At 70.9% G+C, this 18260-nt stretch carries 18 protein-coding genes and 1 tRNA gene; 10 read left to right on the top strand and 9 right to left on the bottom strand.

Annotated features, from left to right (window positions below; all coding sequences use genetic code 11):
• Nucleotides 1-126: 126 nt before the first annotated feature.
• A complete protein-coding gene (msrA, locus tag AC6RUA_RS02740; protein WP_499814415.1) occupies nt 127-675 on the top strand; it encodes a peptide-methionine (S)-S-oxide reductase MsrA in 549 nt (182 codons plus the stop codon).
• 241 nt (nt 676-916) lie between these two features.
• Here the strand turns inward: msrA and AC6RUA_RS02735 are convergent, their stop codons facing one another.
• Nucleotides 917-1120, bottom strand: coding sequence for a hypothetical protein (locus AC6RUA_RS02735; protein WP_499814414.1), 204 nt, complete (start codon nt 1118-1120; stop codon nt 917-919).
• A complete protein-coding gene (locus AC6RUA_RS02730; protein ID WP_499814413.1) occupies nt 1117-3492 on the bottom strand; it encodes a DEAD/DEAH box helicase in 2376 nt (791 codons plus the stop codon). The genes AC6RUA_RS02735 and AC6RUA_RS02730 overlap by 4 nt, the downstream gene beginning before the upstream one ends.
• A gap of 94 nt (nt 3493-3586) precedes the next feature.
• Between AC6RUA_RS02730 and AC6RUA_RS02725 the strand changes: the two genes are divergently transcribed.
• From AC6RUA_RS02725 to AC6RUA_RS02715, 3 genes are all read left to right on the top strand, one after another.
• Nucleotides 3587-4066, top strand: a complete 480-nt coding sequence (locus AC6RUA_RS02725) for a methylated-DNA--[protein]-cysteine S-methyltransferase (RefSeq protein ID WP_499814412.1) — start codon at nt 3587-3589, stop codon at nt 4064-4066.
• Nucleotides 4067-4135: 69 nt separating this feature from the next.
• Nucleotides 4136-4567 (top strand): GIY-YIG nuclease family protein, encoded by a 432-nt coding sequence (locus AC6RUA_RS02720; RefSeq protein WP_499814411.1) that lies wholly within the window; start codon nt 4136-4138, stop codon nt 4565-4567.
• Nucleotides 4568-4688: 121 nt separating this feature from the next.
• The gene (locus AC6RUA_RS02715; protein ID WP_499814410.1) at nt 4689-5819 is read left to right on the top strand and encodes a pyridoxal phosphate-dependent aminotransferase; all 1131 of its coding nucleotides are present in this window, start codon (nt 4689-4691) and stop codon (nt 5817-5819) included.
• On the opposite strand, the gene AC6RUA_RS02710 is transcribed toward AC6RUA_RS02715, so the two are convergent.
• Nucleotides 5816-8890 (bottom strand): FAD-binding and (Fe-S)-binding domain-containing protein, encoded by a 3075-nt coding sequence (locus tag AC6RUA_RS02710; RefSeq protein WP_499814409.1) that lies wholly within the window; start codon nt 8888-8890, stop codon nt 5816-5818. The genes AC6RUA_RS02715 and AC6RUA_RS02710 overlap by 4 nt on opposite strands.
• 187 nt (nt 8891-9077) lie before the next feature.
• Here AC6RUA_RS02710 and AC6RUA_RS02705 point away from each other — a divergent pair, with 187 nt between their 5' ends.
• Together AC6RUA_RS02705 and AC6RUA_RS02700 are read left to right on the top strand one after the other, a co-directional pair.
• A complete protein-coding gene (locus AC6RUA_RS02705) occupies nt 9078-9380 on the top strand; it encodes a PRC-barrel domain-containing protein (protein ID WP_499814408.1) in 303 nt (100 codons plus the stop codon).
• Between the two features lie 269 nt (nt 9381-9649).
• Nucleotides 9650-10252 (top strand): hypothetical protein, encoded by a 603-nt coding sequence (locus AC6RUA_RS02700; RefSeq protein WP_499814407.1) that lies wholly within the window; start codon nt 9650-9652, stop codon nt 10250-10252.
• Nucleotides 10253-10361: 109 nt separating this feature from the next.
• Here the strand turns inward: AC6RUA_RS02700 and AC6RUA_RS02695 are convergent, their stop codons facing one another.
• Nucleotides 10362-11819 carry a DHH family phosphoesterase gene (locus AC6RUA_RS02695; protein WP_499814406.1) on the bottom strand — a complete coding sequence of 486 codons (1458 nt, stop codon included), beginning with the start codon at nt 11817-11819 and terminating at the stop codon, nt 10362-10364.
• A 116-nt stretch (nt 11820-11935) separates the two neighbouring features.
• On the opposite strand from AC6RUA_RS02695, the gene AC6RUA_RS02690 reads away from it, so the two are divergent.
• Together AC6RUA_RS02690 and AC6RUA_RS02685 are read left to right on the top strand one after the other, a co-directional pair.
• A tRNA-Lys gene (locus tag AC6RUA_RS02690) sits at nt 11936-12009 on the top strand.
• Nucleotides 12010-12237: 228 nt separating this feature from the next.
• Nucleotides 12238-12756 (top strand): hypothetical protein, encoded by a 519-nt coding sequence (locus tag AC6RUA_RS02685; protein WP_499814405.1) that lies wholly within the window; start codon nt 12238-12240, stop codon nt 12754-12756.
• Nucleotides 12757-13030: 274 nt separating this feature from the next.
• Here the strand turns inward: AC6RUA_RS02685 and AC6RUA_RS02680 are convergent, their stop codons facing one another.
• The 3 genes from AC6RUA_RS02680 to AC6RUA_RS02670 form a co-directional block, all read right to left on the bottom strand.
• Complete coding sequence (locus tag AC6RUA_RS02680) at nt 13031-13423, bottom strand: hypothetical protein (protein WP_499814404.1); 393 nt, start codon at nt 13421-13423, stop codon at nt 13031-13033.
• Nucleotides 13424-13482: 59 nt separating this feature from the next.
• Nucleotides 13483-13779, bottom strand: a complete 297-nt coding sequence (locus AC6RUA_RS02675) for a hypothetical protein (RefSeq protein WP_499814403.1) — start codon at nt 13777-13779, stop codon at nt 13483-13485.
• Between the two features lie 130 nt (nt 13780-13909).
• The gene (locus AC6RUA_RS02670) at nt 13910-14302 is read right to left on the bottom strand and encodes a pyridoxamine 5'-phosphate oxidase family protein (RefSeq protein WP_499814402.1); all 393 of its coding nucleotides are present in this window, start codon (nt 14300-14302) and stop codon (nt 13910-13912) included.
• A 120-nt stretch (nt 14303-14422) separates the two neighbouring features.
• Here AC6RUA_RS02670 and AC6RUA_RS02665 point away from each other — a divergent pair, with 120 nt between their 5' ends.
• Nucleotides 14423-15685 carry an MFS transporter gene (locus AC6RUA_RS02665; RefSeq protein WP_499814401.1) on the top strand — a complete coding sequence of 421 codons (1263 nt, stop codon included), beginning with the start codon at nt 14423-14425 and terminating at the stop codon, nt 15683-15685.
• Nucleotides 15686-15753: 68 nt separating this feature from the next.
• Here AC6RUA_RS02665 and AC6RUA_RS02660 read toward each other — a convergent pair whose 3' ends face one another.
• The gene (locus AC6RUA_RS02660) at nt 15754-16224 is read right to left on the bottom strand and encodes a universal stress protein (RefSeq protein WP_499815383.1); all 471 of its coding nucleotides are present in this window, start codon (nt 16222-16224) and stop codon (nt 15754-15756) included.
• Between the two features lie 145 nt (nt 16225-16369).
• Between AC6RUA_RS02660 and AC6RUA_RS02655 the strand changes: the two genes are divergently transcribed.
• A complete protein-coding gene (locus tag AC6RUA_RS02655; protein ID WP_499814400.1) occupies nt 16370-17050 on the top strand; it encodes an SOUL family heme-binding protein in 681 nt (226 codons plus the stop codon).
• Nucleotides 17051-17101: 51 nt separating this feature from the next.
• On the opposite strand, the gene AC6RUA_RS02650 is transcribed toward AC6RUA_RS02655, so the two are convergent.
• Nucleotides 17102-17950: a TrmB family transcriptional regulator gene (locus tag AC6RUA_RS02650; RefSeq protein WP_499814399.1), complete on the bottom strand. Its 849-nt coding sequence runs from the start codon at nt 17948-17950 to the stop codon at nt 17102-17104.
• Nucleotides 17951-18260: the final 310 nt, after the last annotated feature.

Below are 18260 nucleotides of genomic sequence, written 5' to 3'. Positions count from 1 at the left end.
TCCCGTCCGTCGCCGTCGGGTTTCGGTCCCCGACGAACCGTGAGCGACGCGACTCGCCGGCCGCGGCCCGGAGCGCGGGGGCCGTCGACGGTGAGCCTTATCCCGCGCAAGCCCGTTCGTTCTCACATGAGCGACCACGAACGGGCGACGTTCGGCGGCGGGTGTTTCTGGTGCACCGAGGCGGCGTTCAAACAACTCGACGGCGTCTCGTCGGTCACGTCCGGCTACGCCGGCGGTCACGCCGAGAACCCGACGTACGAGGCGGTGTGCAGCGGCACCACCGGCCACGCCGAGGTCGTCCAGGTGACGTACGACCCGGACGTCATCGCGTACCCGGACCTGCTCCGGGTGTTCTTCACCGTCCACGACCCGACGCAGTTGAACCGGCAGGGGCCCGACGTGGGGAGCCAGTACCGCTCCATCGTCCTCTACCACGACGAGGACCAGCGAGCGACCGCCGAGGCGTTCATCGAGGAACTGACCGCGGAGGGGACGTACGACGACGACGTCGTGACCGAAGTCGAACCGCTGGAGACGTTCTACGAGGCCGAGGAGTACCACCAGGACTACTACGAGAAGAACCCGGCCGACCAGTACTGCCAGTTCAACGCGGACCCGAAGATACGGAAGGTGCGCGAGAAGTTCGCCGACCGGGTGAAGCCGGCGCAGGGCTGATACGCCGCGCCGGGCGTCGGCGCGTCCGAACCGGCCGCCACACATATATCTCGTCACCCACTCGTGCCGGATGCGGTTCGTACCGGTCACCAGAGTTACCACAGGTGCGAATCGCGCGCATTCCGGCTGACTCGGCCGTCACCCGGCCGAGAGCGTCCGTTACCACAGGCGGGCGCTTTTCGACGCGGCGTCCCCGTGACCGACTCGCCCCCGAGCGACCGCCCTCGACGGGGAACGCTTTTCACGACTGCCCGAACACTCGAAGGGTATGGACGGCGGAGACCTGTTCTTCCTCCTCGGTGTACTGTTCATCTTCCTGCTCGTGGCCGTCGGCGTGCTCCTCAGCCTCCTCTGACCGCACCGCCAGGCGGCGGCGAGCGTGCTCGGAGTACGGACCGCCTCGGGCCGACGGCGGTCCCGCCGCGAACGGACCCGCCTCGCTCACCCGCTCCGGTTCGTCCCCGTCGCCGGGTCCGGAACCGACTCGGCGGTTCCAGCGAGCGCGTTGAGCAGCGTCACGGCCTCCGGTTTCGACAGCGGGTCGTTGGCGTTGCCGCAGTGGGGCGACTGGACGCAGGCCGGACAGCCGCCCGCGCAGTCGCACCGCGCTATCAGCCGGGCGGTCCGCGCGAGCAGGTCGTCGACGGTGCGATACGACTCCCGGGTCAGCCCGACGCCGCCGGGGTAGCCGTCGTAGACGAACACCGTCGACTGCCCGGTGTGGGGGTGAAACGGCGTCGAGACGCCGCCGACGTCAGCCCGGTCGCACAGCAGGTCCAGTGGCATGAGCGAGATGGAGCCGTGTTCGGCCGCGTGGATGCCGCCGTCGAAGCCGTACTCCCCCCCGATGGCGCGCATCTCGCGTTCCACGTCGGCGGGCACGGTGTAGTAGAACGCGCGCGTCCGCAACTCCGTCTCGGGGAGGTCGACCGCTGCCGACCCCAGCGTCTCGCCGGTCGACGCGTCTCTCCGCTCGAACCCGGTCACCCGCTCCGTGATGGTCACGTCCGCGAACCGGACGGCGGTGTCGGGACGGGCGTCGAGCGGTCGACGCTCGATGTCCTCGTTCACCGTCACGTCCTTGTCGGTGAGCACCCGGGTGTAGTAGTCCGCCCACGTGGGCTGGAGGCGGGCGACGTCGCGGTCCAGGTTCAGGTCGGTGACCTCGTAGCGCTGTCCCTGGTGGTGGTATATCGCGCCGGGGTGGGCGTCCCGGAGCGCGTCCGCGAACGACAGCGAGGCGACGCGGTCGTTCGAGCGGGCGTCGAACAGGTCGACCTCTCTGTCGCCGATAGTCCGGAGGCTCATGGAGTGCTGGGCGCTGCCGCCCCCGTCGTACAGCCACCGGGTGCCCCGGTCGGTGTCGCGTCGGTCGAGCCTCCCCTGGCGCGTCAGCGACGCGACGACGTCCGGGAACGAGTCGCCGAAGTGGCGCTCGTCGTCACGCGAAAGCCAGTTCTCGTCGGCCGCGCACGCCACGTGGTCGGGGAGGAGTTCGGCGTTCTCCGGGTCGACCATCGCCCGCTCGGGGTCGCCCGCGAACAGGTCGTCGGGGGTGGCGAGGAGGTACTGGTCGAGTTGGTCCTCGCCGCCGACGAGGACCACGAGCGCGGGGTCGTCGCCGCGGCCGGCGCGGCCGGCCCGCTGGAACGTCGACATCCGCGTCCCGGGGTAGCCGTCGAGCAGCACCGCGTCGAGACCGCCCACGTCCACGCCGAGTTCGAGTGCGCTCGTCGACCAGACGCCGCGCACGTCGCCCTCGTGGAGACCAGCCTCGATCTCGCGCCGCCGCTCGTCGGTCAGCGACGCCTGGTACGCCTCGACCGCCCCCGCGAGGTCGCGCTCCCCTCGCTCGCGCAGGGCCGACGCGGAGTCGCTCGCGTACCGCTCCGCCGCCTGTCGGGCGCGAGTGAACACGAGCGTCTGGTAGCCGCGACTCACCAGGTCGCAGAACAGCCGCTTCGTCTCGGTGTGGCTGGAGCGCCGCCGCCCCGTCTGCCGTTCGGCGGCCGACCCGGTGTACTCCGGCGGGTTCCACAGCACCCAGTGGCGCGGTCCGCGTCCCGAGGTGTCCTCGTCGACGAGCGCGAACGACTCGGACGGCTTCCCGGTCACCCGTGCGGCGTGTTCGACCGGGTTGCCGATGGTGGCCGAACAGCAGACGAACTGCGGGTCCGCGCCGTAGCGCTCGCAGATTCGGTCGAGGCGGCGCATCGTCAGCGCGACGTGGCTGCCGAACACGCCGCGGTAGTCGTGCACCTCGTCGACGACGACCAGTTCCAGCGACGAGAAGAACCACTCCCAGTGCTTGTACGCCCACGGCAGCAGCGCGTAGTGGACCATGTCCGGGTTCGACAACAGGACGGTCGGCCGGGCGTCGCGCACGTTCCGCTTCTCGGCGTCGCTCGACCGGCCGGTGTACTGCGCGACGGAGACGCGCGAGCCGAACCCCAGCCCGCGGGCCAGTTCGGAGAGCGTCTCCTCCTGGTCGGCGATGAGCGCGTTCTGCGGGGCGACGTACAGCGTCCGCCCGCCGTGGTCCATCGCGTTCTCGAACGCGGGGACGGTGTACGCGAGGCTCTTCCCGCTCGCGGTCCGGGTGGCGAGGACGACGTTCTCCCCCTCCCTGACCGCCTCCACCGCCTCGGCCTGGTGGCGGTAGAGGCGCTCGACGCCCTCGTCTGCGAGCGCGCCGGCCAGTCGCGGTTCGAGGTCCACCTCCGCGAACGACGCCGCGCGGCCCGGCAGGACCCGGTGGTCCGTCACCTGCCCCTCGTAGTAGGGCCGCGAGCGCAGCCACTCGACGGTTTCCTCCACGACCGGACTCGGCGCGGGCCGGCTTTACGGGTTCCGGTCGGGTGAATCGCGCTCGCCGCGCGGGTTTATCTTCGGCCGCTCCGTCCGTCCGGGTATGGACGACCCGCTCCCCGTGTCGGTCCCGGGCGGCCGACTCACCCTCGACGCCGGCCTGCTCGACGCCTCCCGCGAGACCGTCGTCCGGCAGGCGGCCGAGTACGCCGCGGGCGAGCGGCGCGCGTTCGACCTCCCCGTCCGCTTCCCCGGCGGGTTCACCGGCGACGTGATGCGCGCGATGGCCGCCGTCCCGTACGGCGAGACGCGGACGTACGGCGACCTCGCCGCGACGCTCGACACCTCGCCGGTCGCCGTCGGCGGCGCGTGCGGGCGGAACCCGGTGCCGCTCGTCGTCCCCTGTCACCGCGTCGTCGGCGCGGACTCGCTCGGCGGCTTCTCCGCCGAGGGAGGGGTGGCGGTGAAGCGCGCGCTGCTGGAACACGAGCGCGAGACGCTCGCGAACGCGGAGGGGGGTTCCGACGTGGTCGAACGGGGCGCGGTGCAGTCGACGCTCTCGGGGTTCTCGGTGTCCGAGTGACGCCCGACTCCGGACACCCGGAGTCGGGGACCGGACGGCTTTTCGCCGGCACGACCCGACCGTCCAGGCGTGACCGACTCGTGTCGCGCCGACGCGGACGGCGGGACGTACACGCTGGTGTTCGCGCTCGCCGACCCGGCGACGCTAGCAGTCGGCGCGCTCGGTGAACGAGAGTTCCCGGCCGGCGGCTACGCCTACACCGGGAGCGCGCTCGGGACCGGCGGCTTCTCGCGCGTCGACCGCCACCGCCGGGTCGCGGCGGGCGAACACGACGGGCGCCACTGGCACGTCGACTACCTCGGCGGCCACCCGGCGACGACGCTCGCGGACGTGATTCGCGCCCCCGGACGCGACGCGGAGTGCGCCGTCGCCGACGCGCTCGCGCCCGGCTCGGTCAGCGGCTTCGGCGCGTCCGACTGCGGCTGCCGCTCGCACCTCGCGCACTATCCGTCGGCCGAGCGAGCGGTGGCGGCGGCGGAGCGCGTCTACGACGGGCTGTGACCCGCGCCGCGCCGTCGCGCCGTCACGCACGGACCGACGACGGCTCCCCGCGTTGCGTCTCGGAGCGCGGCACCGTCGCCGGGACGGGTGCGTTTTTGACCTCCGGCGCGTACCCCGGTGTATGTTCCCGCCGCTCGCGTACCTCGACTGGATCGAGGGCCGCCCGGCGGAGGCCGACCACGACCTCGGGTCGAGCGACCTCCGCCGGACGCCGCCCGGCGACGCCGACGACCCGGTCCCGACCCGGCTGGCCGGACTCTCCGCCCCGACGGACGACACGACGCTCCGGGAGGCGGTCGCCGCCGAGTACGGCGTCGAGCCGTCCGCCGTCGTGCTCGCCGCGGGGGCGACCCACGCCAACTTCGTCGCGGCGGCGACCGCACACGCGCTGGCGGTCGAACGCACGGGGACCGACGACGACGCCGACGTGCCGACGCCGCGGGCGCTCGTGGAGACGCCCGGCTACGAGCCGCTGGCGGCGACGCCGCGCGCGCTCGGCACCCGCGTCGAGCGGTTCCGCAGGCCCCTCCCCGAGGTCGACCTCGACCCGAAGCGCGCCGCGAGCGCGCTCGACACCGGCGACGCGCCCCTCTCGCACGTGACGGTCACCAACCGTCACAACCCCACCGGCCGTCTCGTGGAGCGCGAGGACCTCGCCGCGATGGCCGAGGTGGCACGCGAGCGCGGCGGCCGCCTCCTCGTCGACGAGGTGTACGCCCCCTACGCGGTCGAGAGGCGGAGCGACCGGGCGTTCGGCGCCCCGACCGCGGCCGGGCTCCCGGGGACGGTCGTCACGGGGTCGCTCACGAAGTTCCACGGGCTCGGCGGGCTCCGGGTCGGCTGGCTCGTCGCCCCCGAGGCGTTCGCCGAGCGGGCGCGTTCCGTCGTGAATCACGTCCCGGCGCTCGCACGGCCGAGCGTCGCGCTCGCGCGGCGCTTCTTCGCGAACCGGGACGCGCTCGTCGCCGACGCCCGCGAGCACTGCGCTGCGAACCACGAGCTGCTCGCGGACTTCCTCGCCGAGCGCGGCGACCTGACGGGCGTCGTCGCCGACGGCTCGCCGTTCGGCTACCTCGAACACGAGTCGGCCGACGGCGACGCCGTGAGCGAGGCAGCGTGGAACGCGGACGTGCTCGTCGTCCCCGGCCGCTTCTTCGGCGCGCCCGGCGGGGTCCGCGTCTCGCTCGGGCGCGACCCGGCGGACTGCGACGCGGCGCTGCAGGCGCTCGGGAGCGTCCTCGACGGACTCTAGCTCGCGCTCACCAGCGCGTCGGCCAGTTTCTCGACCGGGTGTGCGGGTTCGTCCGCGCCCTCCCGGTCCCCGAGTTGTCCCCGGCAGGACGCGCCGGGCGCGACCACCTCCTCGCCGTCGCTCGCGTCGACTTGCTCGTAGAGGATGCGGGCGACGGCCTTGCTCATGGAGTAGTGCTCCGCCTCGTAGCCGAAGCTCCCGGCCATCCCACAGCAGGTGGAGTCGAGCGGGTCGACCGCGTACCCCGCCCGCCGGAGCACGCCGACCGCGTGGTGGTCCTTCTTGGTCGCCTTCTGGTGGCAGTGGCCGTGGTAGGTGAGCGACCCCGCCGGTCCCTCGCTCTCCTCGGCGGGGGTGCCGGCGCCGCCCTCCCGGAACGACATGCGCTCGTCCAGGCGGAACGCGTCGACGTACTCCAGCACGCCGTAGCTGTTGTCGGCGACGAGCCGCGCCGCCTCGTCGTCGTGGAAGTCGAGCAGGTCCGACTGGAGCATCACCGCCTCGCTCGGTTCGACCACGACCACGTCCCGGCCGTCCTCGACGCGGGGCGCGAGGTCGTCGACGGCCGCGCGGGTTCGCTCGCGCGCGGCGTCGAGGAAGCCCATCGAGTGGGCGGGCCGGCCGGTGTCGCCCACGTCCGCGAGTTCGACCCGCACGCCCGCGGCTTCGAGCGCGCGGACCGCCGCCTTCCCGGCGTCGGGGTGGTTGTAGTTGGTGTACGTGTCCGGGACGAGCACGGCCACGCGCTCGGCGTCCGACTCGGGGACGGAGCCGTCGCGCGCGTCGTACCAGTCGCGCAGCGTCGTCCGGTGGAACGTCGGCAGGTCGCGCTCGCGGGCGATTCCGAGCGCCCGTTCCGCGACCACCCCCGCACCCGGTAGTTTCGCCGCCCAGTTCGAGAGGGGGGCGAGCGCGCTCGCAATCCCGTTCACCGCGTCGATGTTCGCGAACAGGTGGTCGCGGAGGCTCGCGCCGTCACGCTCGTGGCGCTCGTGGACCACCTCGGCCTTCAGCTTCGCCATGTCGACGCCGCTCGGGCAGTCCTTCTTGCAGCCCTTGCAGCCGATACAGAGGTCGAGCACCTCGTCGGTGAACTCCTCGGAGAACGGGTCCGCGGGGAGGTTCCCCGACATCGCCCCCCGGAGCATGTTCGCCCGGCCGCGGGTCGACTGTATCTCCTCGTTGGCCGCGCGGAACGTGGGGCACATCACGCCGCCGGTAGTGGACTGCTGGCCGCGACAGCCGCCACAGCCGTGACAGAGTTCGGTCATCCCCTGGAACCCGTTCTCGTTCCGCCAGTCGAGTTCCGGTTCGAACCCCTCGTCGAACGCGTACTCCGGGTCGAACCGGAGGTGCTCGGTCAGCGCGTGGTCGCCGCAGACGTTCCCGGGGTTGAGCAGCCAGTCGGGGTCGAACGCCGTCTTCAGGTCCCGAAAGGTCTCCCAGAGCTCCGAGCCGTAGAGCTTCCGGTTCCACTGGGTCCGGGCGCGGCCGTCACCGTGTTCGCCCGAGACGCTCCCCCCGTACTTCACCACGAGGTCAGTCGCCCCCTCCGCGATGTCGCGCATCTGCTCGATACCGTCGAGCGTCTTCATGTTTATCAGCGGGCGGACGTGCAACACCCCGGGACCGGCGTGCGCGTAGAACGACGCGAACGTCCCCGCCTCTTCGAGTACCTCCTGGAAGTCGGCGACGTAGTCCGCGAGGTGTTCGGGCGGCACCGCGCAGTCCTCGATGAACGAGACGTGTTTCTCGTCGGACGTCCGGCTCAGCAGGATGGGCAGTCCGGACTTGCGCATCTTCCAGAACAGAGTCCGGCGCGCCTCGTCGTGCGCCTCCAGCGCCGCGCCCGCCCGGACCGGCGCGCCCGTCTCGACCCGACGGTCGGTCGGGTCGGCGGCCGTCTCGGTCCCGGGGCGGCGGTCCGCGAGCAGGTCGGCCACCCTCTCGCGCCCCTCGTCGTCGGAGTCGGCGTAGAACTCGACGAGCAGCACCGAGTCGCTGCCCTCCGGAAGCAGGTCGACCACCTCGCCGAACTCCGCCGTCTCGCGCGCCAGGTCCAGGAGCACGTCGTCCATCACCTCCACGGCGGCGGGGTCGTGTTCGAGGATGGCCGCCACGTCGGCCAGCGCCTCGGTCAGCGAGTCGTACGTGAGCAGGCCGACGGCTTTCGTCGCCGGAATCGGCTCGAGCGAGAGTTCCGCCTCGGTGACGATGGCGAGCGTTCCCTCGCTCCCCGCGAGCAGGCGCGCGAGGTTGACGACGCCCGCCTCCCCGCGTTCGCCCCGCGCCTCCTGAACCAACACGTCGAGGTTGTACCCCGAGACGTTCCGCTTCATCGGGGGGTACGCCTCCAGCACCGCGTCGCTCTCCTCGTCGACGACGCGCGCGACGGCGGCGTAGATGCGCTCCTTGACGCTCCCGTCGGGGTCGCCCTCGGCGCGGAGGGTGTCCACCTCCACGTCGCCGAACGTCTCGACGCTCCCGTCCGCGAGGACCACCTCGCAGGACTCGACGTACGCGTCGGTCTTGCCGTACTTCAGCGAGTGGGACCCCGTGGAGTTGTTGCCGATGGCGCCGCCCACCGCGGACTTGTCGCGCCACGCGGGGTCGGGCGGGAACTTCAGGCCGTGCGGGGCGAGCGCCTCGTTCAGGTCGGCGACGATACACCCCGCCTGCGCCCGGACCCGTCGGGCGTCGGGGTCGGCCTCCAGCACGCCGTCCATGTAGCGCGTGAAGTCGAGTACGACCGCCTCGTTCACCGTCTGGCCGGCGAGCGACGTGCCGCCGCCGCGCGGGAGGACGGGTATCTCCCGCTCCGCGCAGTACGCCACCGCCGCCGCGACGTCCGCCGTCGACCTCGGGAGGACGACGCCGATAGGGGTGGCCTCGTACGCCGAGGCGTCCGTCGCGTACAACTGCCGGGAGTAGGTGTCGAAGCGGACGTCCCCGTCGACGCGGGTCTCCAGGTCGGCGACGAGGCCGGGTCGGGCCACCTCGTCGGAGGTGAAGTCGTAGTCCGCGCCCGGGAGGTCCGGGTCGCCGTCGGGCGTCGGGGCGTCGGAACTCATGTCGTGGAGGTGTGGACGGGCGAGTCGCATAAACGCACGGAACCCCGACGACGGCGAGCGCCACCACGCCACACGACCCGCGGTCGTGGGTCTCCGGTCGACCCGGTCGTTCCGGGGGAGGACCGCCCCGTCTGACGCGCGTCGGCGGTGGAACGGTTTTAAGACCCGGCGCGCCGTTCCCCGCTGTATGAACACCGACGGTTCGCCACAGGAGATCACCTCCCTCGTGGGGCGTGAGGTCTACTCCAACAACGGGGTCTTCGTGGGTGAGGTGGAGGACGTCCGCCTCGACCTGGACGCCGAGGCCATCACCGGACTGGCGCTGACGGAACTCAACACCGAGCTGTTCGCCGGGCGCGTCGCGCCGGGCAAGGGCGTGATGCTCCCGTACCGCTGGGTTCGAGCGGTCGGCGACGTCATCCTCGTCAACGACATCGTCGAGCGGTTGAAGAACGACGAACCCGACGAGGAAGAAGAGGCGGTCGCGTAGCGGAGCTGGGGCCATCGCTCCCGATATTTTTCCTATTACCGTGGTATTCATCAAATATGGTACTATGAGTAATCGACATCGCGTTCCGTTCGTGAAAATCGACCGACGGACCCCGCGAGTTGGAACCTGGTTACAAGTTCTATCTATCTCGTCTCAATCGAACTGGTAACGAGACCTATCTGACTTCTCGTTCTGAGTAACGAGCCATTACTGCCTTTCCGTTGTCGGGTGTCGGCCCAGTCGACGCTCTCGGAGCGTCATGATCGACCATGTCTGAGAACCAGGAGACGACGCGACGCATCGCACTCAAACTCGCCGCGGCGGCGGGGGCGACGACCGCCGGGGCGGCCACGTTCGGCGGGTCGGCGGCGGCGGCCCCCGGAGGGGACTCCATCACGCAGGAGTCCGGGTCGCTCACGCAGGACGTCTCCTCGAAGGTCACCGACGAAACCGGCTCGCGTGTCGGGAAGTTCACCGGCACGCTCAGCATCGACGAGTTCGGGCTGACCGACTCCGGCGACATCACGGTCTCGGGGACGCTCGACGGCGTGGAGAAGGCCGTCGGGGGAACGACCCAGGCGACCACCACGGCCCTCGACGGTGTCACCGCCCAACTGTCGTCGAACGGCGGGTGTACGATCCTCACGCTCGACCTCGGGCCGCTCGACCTCGAACTGCTCGGGCTCAACGTGTTCCTGGACGAGGTCAACCTCGACATCACGGGCAGCACCGGCGAGGGGAACCTGCTCGGGAACCTGCTGTGTGCCATCGCCGACCTCGGGTCGGGCGGGTCGCTGTCGGACCTCCTCCAGGGAGTTCTGGAGGACCTCCTCGGCGTCGTCAACGACCTCATCGGCGGCCTGAGCGCGTAGGTCGCGCAGTCGGGCGCGGACCCCGTCGTGGAGGCGATCAGACGCTCTCCGTTCTTTCGCCGGCGTAGCGCCACCGAGCACCGTCGACGACGGGTCGGGGGTGGCCCGCTCAGGAGCCGTTCGTGGTCTCGCCGCCGCTCTCGACGCCCATCGCGTCGAACAGCTTCCGTCTCACCGCTTCCTCCGAGAGCGCGAGCAGCGTGTCGCGGTTGGACTCGTTGGCCTCGATGCCGGTGAACAGGCCGAGCGGTATCTCCGCGTTCCCCTGCGTCGAGTGACCGGCCGACTCGCCGATGTCGGAGAAGGCGTCCTGGAGGACGTTGCCGATGTTGATGCGGATGTCCTTCGACCGGGCCGAGAGGTAGATGTTGTCGTCGGCGATGCCGAACACCGCCGAGGTGGTGATTCCCTCGAGGTTCAGGAGCTGCTGGGCGGCCTGCGCGAGCGCCTCCCGGTCGCGGATGAATCCCGCGTTCGAGATGAGGTGGCTCCCCTGCACCTCGCGGTTCTGGATGGCCTCCGCGAGCACGTCCAGCGTCTCGGGCGACATGCTCGGCGACTCCACCTCCTCCAGCGTGTCGTGGTTGGCGAACGGGTGGAGGTACGCCGCGGCCGTCAGGTCGGCCGGGGTGGTGTCGCGCTTGAAGTCGACCGTCTCCGCCCGGATGCCGTACAGCAGCGCGGTCGCGACCGTCTCGCTCGGCGAGAGGTCGAACTCCTGGATGTACTTGGTGAGGATGGTCGAGGTGGCCGAGACGTTCTTGCGGATGTCGGTGAACGCCGCCTCGAACGCCTCCTCCGGCTCCTCGTGGTCGATGTACACGTCCACGTCGGCGTCGACGTCGAAACCACTGGCCTCCGAGTAGTCGACGAGCGCGAGCGCGCCGTACCGCGAGAGCGGGTGGGAGTCGTCGCGGGCGCGAAGGTCGATGCCGAGCGTGTTGACGAACGCCCGGTTCTCCTGGTGGCCGATGTCGCCGTCGTAGAGGATATCGGCCTCGACGTCGTACTCGCCGGCGATGGCGCCGAGCGCCACCGCCGCGGCGATGGAGTCGGGGTTGGGATTGTCGTGAGTGAGGATCGCGAGTTTCCCCTCGGTTCTCTCGAGGATGTCGGCCAGCTGACGCGCCTTGTACTCCAGTTCGCCCGACTCGAGCGAGCGGAGCGCCGAGTCCGCGATGACCGTCGAGGGGTTGATGACCACGTCCGCGCCGAGTTCCACCAGTTCGTCCTCGCTCACCGGGTCCGAGGCTCGGACGACGACGTACTGGTCGTCCTCGCGCCCGCGGATGGCGCGGACCGCCTCCTTGTTCGCGTCCACGTCCGACGAGAGGATGAGGATGACGTCCCGGTCGGCCACGGCGTCGGCGACGCCCTCCTCGGCGATGTCCTGTACCTGCGCGTTGAGGTCCTGGTCGCGGAGTGCCTCGACGCGCGTCTCGTCCTTGTCGAGAATGAGGACGTCTTTCCCCTCCTCGGTAAGTTCGTCCGCCACTGCGTGCCCAACGCTCCCGCATCCGAGGATGGCGTACGTGGACATCGAGGAGATGGTGACCCCGGTACTCATCACGTCGGCGTCGGGGTGGACGACACTTAAGCGGTGATGTTCGGGCGTTCGCGGTGAGGGACGTGGTCGTGAAACGGAAGGCATTTTACGCGGTCGTCGTAACGTGACATCGCCGAGGGCCGGTAGCTCAGTCAGGGAGAGCGACGGACTCTTAATCCGTCGGTCGGGGGTTCAACTCCCTCCCGGCCCGTGCAACGAACCGCCGAGCGACAGCGAGGCGGCGAGTGAACCGGCGGGAAGGAGTTGAAGCAGAGAGTGGAGGGAACCGAGTGAGCGGAACGACCGTGGTTCACCCTCCCTCCCGGCCCGCTTCTGCGAGGCGCACCGGACGACGAGCGGAGTGTTCCATCGTTCTCGCGGCGCGTCCCCACGACCGGCGGCGGCCACTTTTCCGTCCGGAGCGACGAGTGAGGTCACAGTGGTCGCCACCGAATCCGACGACGACCCGGACCCGGAGTTCGACGAACTGCTCGCCGACCTCCAGACCCTCCTGACCGACCTCTCCGCCGAAGTAGACGTCGACCGGGACGACGTCGACGCGAGCGACGGCGTCGTGGAGGTGGTCACGATGGTGATCGGCGTGCCCAGCCGCGCCGACGTGGCCGTCCTGCTGGGCGCCGCCGCGGACCTCACCGACAGGCTCGACGAGCGCGTCGAGAACCCCGACCCACCCTTCTCCGGGGCGCTCAAACAGGCGACTGTCGTCCTCGTGGGCGTCCTCCGCGAGCTGGAGGCCGGGCTGGACGAGAGCGCCGAGGCCGACAGCGAGCACGTCCGCCGCCTCGACGCCCTGACGGACGACGTCGAGTCGTACGTCGACGACGCGGACCTCTCCTCGCCGACCGACGCGCTCGACCGGCTGAGAGACGCCCTCGGCTCCGACCCGGACCGATTCCTTGAGGGGGACGACGTGACCCACATCGAAGTCGAGGACTGACGCCGCTCGGTACCGATTCGACCTCGGCTCGCTACCCGTGGGGCACGAGCGCGTGCACGTCGCTCAGAAAGACCGCCCCCGGGAAACCGGGAGGGAGGAGGCAGCGGTGGATGCCGTGGCGCCCGAAGGGCGGTACGACGAACCGTCCGACTCGCTCCCGACGGTCTGCGTCCCCCGACGCCACGCAGCGTCGAGAGACGCACTCACCGATTCGATTGCTCCTATATAACTGTACCTCACAACCCGCCGGTGAGCGGCTCTGACGCCGTCACACTCACTCCGGACCGAACCGGGCCGTCTCCGCGAGCAACAGCGCGTCGACGACCGACTCCAGGAGTTCGGCCACTCGCTCGGGTCGGTCGGGCCCGCCGAGGAACGACTGCTCCGTCGCGAACCCGACCCAGCCGTCCCGAACACCCCAGTCCAGCCCGTCCGCCGGCGCGTGCAGGTTCCACTCGTCGGCGTCGCCGTCGAGCCGGGTGGTGGTGAACCCGCGGAAGAAGGTGCTCAACAGAGCTTCGCCGCCGTCGGCAACCACGTCGTCGAGCGTGGTTCCGGCCTCGCCCGGCGCGCACGGCGGTCCGCACACCACCACCGGCCTGTCGCGGTAGCGGTCCTCGACGAGGATTTCCTCCGCGAGTACGTGCGCGGGACGGCGGGGAGACATCTCCCGTCCCTTCGCCCGCGTCGGAATTAGTCTTTGCCCGTCTCGGCGGCCCGGTCGAGTTACTTCTCGCCCCGACCGCACCCGACCGAGACGTCGTACTGGACCGGGAGTTCGTCGCAGTCGAGCACGTCCGCGATCTGCTCGGCGGTGAGGCTCCCCTCCTCGCGCGCTCGGCGCACGAGACGCTCGACGCGTCCGCTGGCCGGCTGGCGGCGGTTCTCGCCGCGCATGAAGCAGTAGTACTCGGCGGCCACGTCGATGGCGCCCGACCGCGTGTTCTCACTCGTCGCGTCCTCCAGCGCCTCGAACAGGGTCTCGCGCCGGTCGGTCATCCGAATAGTGGTCGACTCGCCCATGGGACTCGATAGCGTCTCGAACGCCTAATAGCCTCAGTTGACTGAAATCGGCGCTTCACCGACCGACAGTGGCGACCCGGTCACTCCTCGGCACCGCGACACCGAGTCGGCGCGCTCCCCTCGCCGCGCGTCAGTACACGCTCAGCGAGGTGGTGCCGACGGCGACTTCCACGAGCGCCCCCTCGTGTCCGCCGCTGTCGTCCTCCGCGTAGCCGTACTTGCGGGCCAGCCTCGCTCCGACAGCGTCGGCCCGGGTCTCGTCCTCGACGACCCGCGCCGTCCCGAGGAGCGTGACCTGCCAGTCGACGTTCCCGTCGGAGTCGGCGCGCTCGATGGAGACCGAGACGCGAGCGTTCTCACGGAGGTTCCTGAGCTTCCGCCCGCCCGTGAACAGCCACAGCGACCCGTCCTCGTAGACGTACCAGACGGGGGCGACGTGGGGACGGTTCGTCGCGGACGTCGCGAGGTGCGCCGAGAGGGGCGCGTCGGCGATGCGGGCCTCGACTGCGTCGGGAACGACCATGCCCACCGGAGGCCGTCGGCGAACAAAACTCCTCGCCGGTCGCGCGCGAACCGGAGAGTCCTGCCGGGAGCCACGGGGGTGTTTCGACGCGTCTTTGTCCCCCCTCGCCGGAGCGCGACTGTGCCACGCGACGCCCCGTCCCGGCTCCAGTTCTGGACCCTGTACCTCGCCCGGTTCGCGGGCGGGTTCGGGCTCATCACGCTCACGACGCTCATCCCGAAGTACGTCAACGTCTTCGGGCTCTCCGGGACGACCGTCGGACTGCTCTACACCGCGTTCACGCTGGCACAGACCGCGATGGTCGTCCCGCTCGCGTGGGTGGGCGACCGGTACGACAAGCGGGCGGTCCTGCTCGCCGTACTCGCGCTCGGGGTCGTCACGTACGGGCTGTTCGGCTTCGTCGACGGCGGGGCGGAACTCATGGCCGTCCGCGCGCTCCAGGGCGTCGTCGCCACCGGGATGGGGCTGATGACGCTCGCTTTGGTCGGCGAACTCGCCTCGCCGGGGACCCGCGCGAACTACATCGGGAAGTCGAACGCGGCGCGCTTCGCCGCCTCCATCTTCGGCGGCCTGCTGGCGGGGTTCCTCTACGACTACTTCGACGGCTTCCGCGAGGTGTTCCTGCTCATCACGGGCCTGTTCGTCGTCACGCTGGGCGCGACGGCGCTGTTTCTCGCGTCGGACGACACCCGCGTCCCGGGGTTCCCGTTCTCCGACCTCGCGCTGAACCGGCGCATCCTCACGCTGTCGTCGTTCCGCGCGCAGTACGCCGTCGCGGTCACGCTCGTGCGCTCGTGGGTGCCGCTGTTCGCCGGCGTCGCCGGCAGCGGCGTCGGGGCCGGCCTCGGCTACCCCGCGCTCGCCATCGCCGTCATCACCGTCTCCGAGAAGTTCTCGAACATGCTCCTCCAGCCGTTCACCGGCCGGCTCTCGGACTCGGCCGGGCGCGCCCTGTTCGTCTTCGCGGGCGGCGGCGCGTACGGGGTGGTCGCCGTCGTGGTCCCGTTCACGCCCGGCATCGGCGACGCGCTCGGCCTGCCGTCGACGCTCCCGGTCGTCGGCGACGTGTCGGCGGCGTTCCTCCCGCTGCTCGCGTGCAACCTCGCGCTCGGCGTCGCGGACAGCTTCCGCGAGCCCGCGAGCATGGCGCTGTTCGCCGACGAGGGGAGCGACGGCGACGGCGTCGCCTCCAGCTTCGGCGTGCGCGAACTGGTGTGGCGGCCCGGGTCGGTGGTCGCACCCATCGTCGGCGGCTGGCTGATGGGGACCGTCGGCATGGCCGCGGTGTTCTTCCTCGGCGGCGCGTTCGCGGTCCTCGGTGCGCTGACGTTCCTCGGCGTCCTCTGGCACTTCCACGGGGCCAACGCGCTCCGGGAGTGGTGAGCGAGCGACCCGGCACGAGCGGTTCGTGCAATCGAGGCCCGGACGCCGAGCGCAGTCCGCACGGCGGGTCAGTCGGCGGCCCGCTCGCCCGCCTCGTCCACCGGCGTCTTCACGACCAGCACCGGCCGGTCGGCCAACCGGACGACGCGCTCCGTGACGCTCCCGAGGAGGGTTCGGTAGGCGGCCGGGCGGCGCTTGCTCCCCGCCACGACCAGGTCTGCTCCGATATCCTCCGCCGCCGTGACGATGGTCTCGTACGGCACTCCGTGGCGGAGGTGAGCCTCGAAGTCGACACCGGCGTCCGCACAGCGCTGCTCCACGTCCGCGAGCGCCTCCTCGCCGAGTTCCCGGAGGCCGTACTCCGGACCCTCGTGCCCGTCGACGTACTCGTCGCCGCTGTACGCCGAGTAGGCGTCCTCGTCGACGACGAACAGTGCGTGCAGCGTCGCGCCACGGTCGGCGGCGAGGTCGATCGCGTGTTCGACGGCGCGCTCGGAGGCGACGCCGCCGTCGGTGGCGATGAGGATGTCGTCGTACATGCCGTCGGACGGTACGCCCGGCGTGGCAAAAGAGGTCCCGAACTCGTCGGCGACGTCGCGGCCCGCGGGGAGGAACGGGACGACGCCGCACCGAACGAGCGGGGCGGTAGCGACGCTTATTCTGTCGGCGGTCGTACTGGTCGACATGGGTCGCACACGAACGCTCGCGGGCGGCGCGGCGCTCGCGCTCGTCGGCGCGCTCGCGTACCGCACGTATCAGGACCGCACTACCGAGCAGGTGCCCTACGAGACGGTGGACCGCGTCGGCTCGGTCGAACTCCGACGCTACCCGCGGAGCGTGCTGGTAGAGACGACCGCCGACTCCGAGAGCGAGGCGTTCCGGCGCCTCTTCCGCTACATATCCGGGGAGAACCGGGGCGGCGAGAGCGTCGAGATGACCGCGCCGGTCGAGTCGGACCGGGGAACCACCGTCCCGATGACCCCGCCCGTCGCGACGGGGGCGTCGGTGTCGATGACTGCACCCGTCGAACGGGGGACGGGTCCGACCGGCGACACGGACGGGGTGCGAATGGCGTTCTACCTCCCGGCAGCGTACGACTACGACACCGCGCCGCGGCCGACCGACCCCGCGGTCGGGCTCGTGGAGGTGCCGCCGCGGACGCTCGCCGCCGTCCGGTTCTCGTGGTGGCCGACCGACCGCCGCGTGCGGAGGTACGAGCGCCGCCTGCTCGACGCGCTCGCGGACGCCGACGTCGCCGTCGCGGGCGACCCGTTCGTGCTCGGGTACGAGGGGCCGGGGACGCTCCCGTTCCTGCGACGGAACGAGGTGGTCGTCGAGGTCCACCGGACCGCTTCGGCGGCCTGAGACGCCCGACCGCTCCACGCGAGTCGTCCGGGTCGTCCGTCGCTCGTCGCTTCACTCTTCGGTGTCGGCTGCCGGACGGTCGCGGCCCGCCCCGTCGGTCCTGCGCCCGTCGTCCCCGTCGCGGGTCAAGCCGGTCTCGAGAAGCCGCCTCGTGATGAGAACCAGTCCGTTGTCGAACCCCCGACCGAACACCGCCCGCTCGTCCGGCCCGTCGGGGTCGATCGAACTCACGAGGATGCTCTCCCGGTCGACCAGGAGGAGCCGTCCGACGGCGACGTCCCCGTTCGTCGGAACCTCCTCGCGGAGCCACTCCAGCCCCGAGACGAACACGCTCGCGCCGGCGACGGCCGCTTCGACGCGCTCGCGGACGGCCTCGTCAACCACGCCGACGGCGACCGTCACCCCGCGCTCGTCGGCGCTGACGAGCGCGTCGACCAGGTCGTCGTCGAGGGCGGTGTCCGCTCCCACGACGAGGACGACCTCCCGCTCGGCGTCGTCGACGAGCTGTCGGGTCCGGCTGGCGATGCCGTCGTGACCGGCGAGCGACCACACCTCGTGGGGGGCCTCCTCCTCCCCGGTCGACTCCAATCGCTCCAGGACGCTCTGGAGGTCGGCGAGCCGCGAGTCGTACTCCTGGCGGAACGTCTCGACGGCCTCCGCGACGGACACCGCGCGGAACTGCTGCGGCTTGGCGTGCTTGACTTCGACGAGTCCTTTCGCCTCCAGCGTGCGCATCGCGTCGTAGACGCGCGTTCGCGGCACCGTCGACTCCTGGCTCACCTCTCTGGCGGTCGCGCTCGCCATCCTGACGAGCGCGACGAAACACATCGCCTCGTACTCCTTGAGCCCGAGCTTCTGGAGCAGGTCGATCGCCTCAGAGTGTTCCGTGTCCGGTGTCATGGCCTCGACCGGTCGCCGACGTCGGTCGGCCCAGGTAGGACGGTCGGCGGTATATTACCGCGTGATTGTTCGCCGCGGGCCCTGTTACCTTTTGAACGACATTAGTCAACAACGTTCACGATTAACCCCCCTCATACGACGGCGCGGTGTGCCGCCGCGGTTCGGCGCTTCCCCGGTCACGGCCCGCCTCCGTACGCCGGTACGAATCGAGCAACCGGGCGCGCGCCGGCCGTCCACGACGGCCACGTCCGCGCGTTCGCCCGCTCCGATTCCTGACCTCCCCGTCCGTCCGTCCCGACGACCGTTCCAC

The sequence above is a fragment of the Halorarum sp. SLYT50 genome (assembly GCF_059821265.1).
Note: the sequence above shows the minus strand (reverse complement) of the source record. Positions and strands in the feature narration are given on the sequence as shown.

Excerpts from the sequence above, each read along its gene's own strand:
- msrA (WP_499814415.1), top strand. The coding sequence starts at position 127 with ATGAGCGACCACGAACGGGCGACGTTCGGCGGCGGGTGTTTCTGGTGC.
- AC6RUA_RS02725 (WP_499814412.1), top strand. The coding sequence starts at position 3,587 with ATGGACGACCCGCTCCCCGTGTCGGTCCCGGGCGGCCGACTCACCCTC.
- AC6RUA_RS02715 (WP_499814410.1), top strand. The coding sequence starts at position 4,689 with ATGTTCCCGCCGCTCGCGTACCTCGACTGGATCGAGGGCCGCCCGGCG.
- AC6RUA_RS02710 (WP_499814409.1), bottom strand. The coding sequence starts at position 8,890 with ATGAGTTCCGACGCCCCGACGCCCGACGGCGACCCGGACCTCCCGGGC.
- AC6RUA_RS02705 (WP_499814408.1), top strand. The coding sequence starts at position 9,078 with ATGAACACCGACGGTTCGCCACAGGAGATCACCTCCCTCGTGGGGCGT.
- AC6RUA_RS02700 (WP_499814407.1), top strand. The coding sequence starts at position 9,650 with ATGTCTGAGAACCAGGAGACGACGCGACGCATCGCACTCAAACTCGCC.
- AC6RUA_RS02695 (WP_499814406.1), bottom strand. The coding sequence starts at position 11,819 with ATGAGTACCGGGGTCACCATCTCCTCGATGTCCACGTACGCCATCCTC.
- AC6RUA_RS02680 (WP_499814404.1), bottom strand. The coding sequence starts at position 13,423 with ATGTCTCCCCGCCGTCCCGCGCACGTACTCGCGGAGGAAATCCTCGTC.
- AC6RUA_RS02675 (WP_499814403.1), bottom strand. The coding sequence starts at position 13,779 with ATGGGCGAGTCGACCACTATTCGGATGACCGACCGGCGCGAGACCCTG.
- AC6RUA_RS02670 (WP_499814402.1), bottom strand. The coding sequence starts at position 14,302 with ATGGTCGTTCCCGACGCAGTCGAGGCCCGCATCGCCGACGCGCCCCTC.
- AC6RUA_RS02660 (WP_499815383.1), bottom strand. The coding sequence starts at position 16,224 with ATGTACGACGACATCCTCATCGCCACCGACGGCGGCGTCGCCTCCGAG.
- AC6RUA_RS02655 (WP_499814400.1), top strand. The coding sequence starts at position 16,370 with ATGGGTCGCACACGAACGCTCGCGGGCGGCGCGGCGCTCGCGCTCGTC.
- AC6RUA_RS02650 (WP_499814399.1), bottom strand. The coding sequence starts at position 17,950 with ATGACACCGGACACGGAACACTCTGAGGCGATCGACCTGCTCCAGAAG.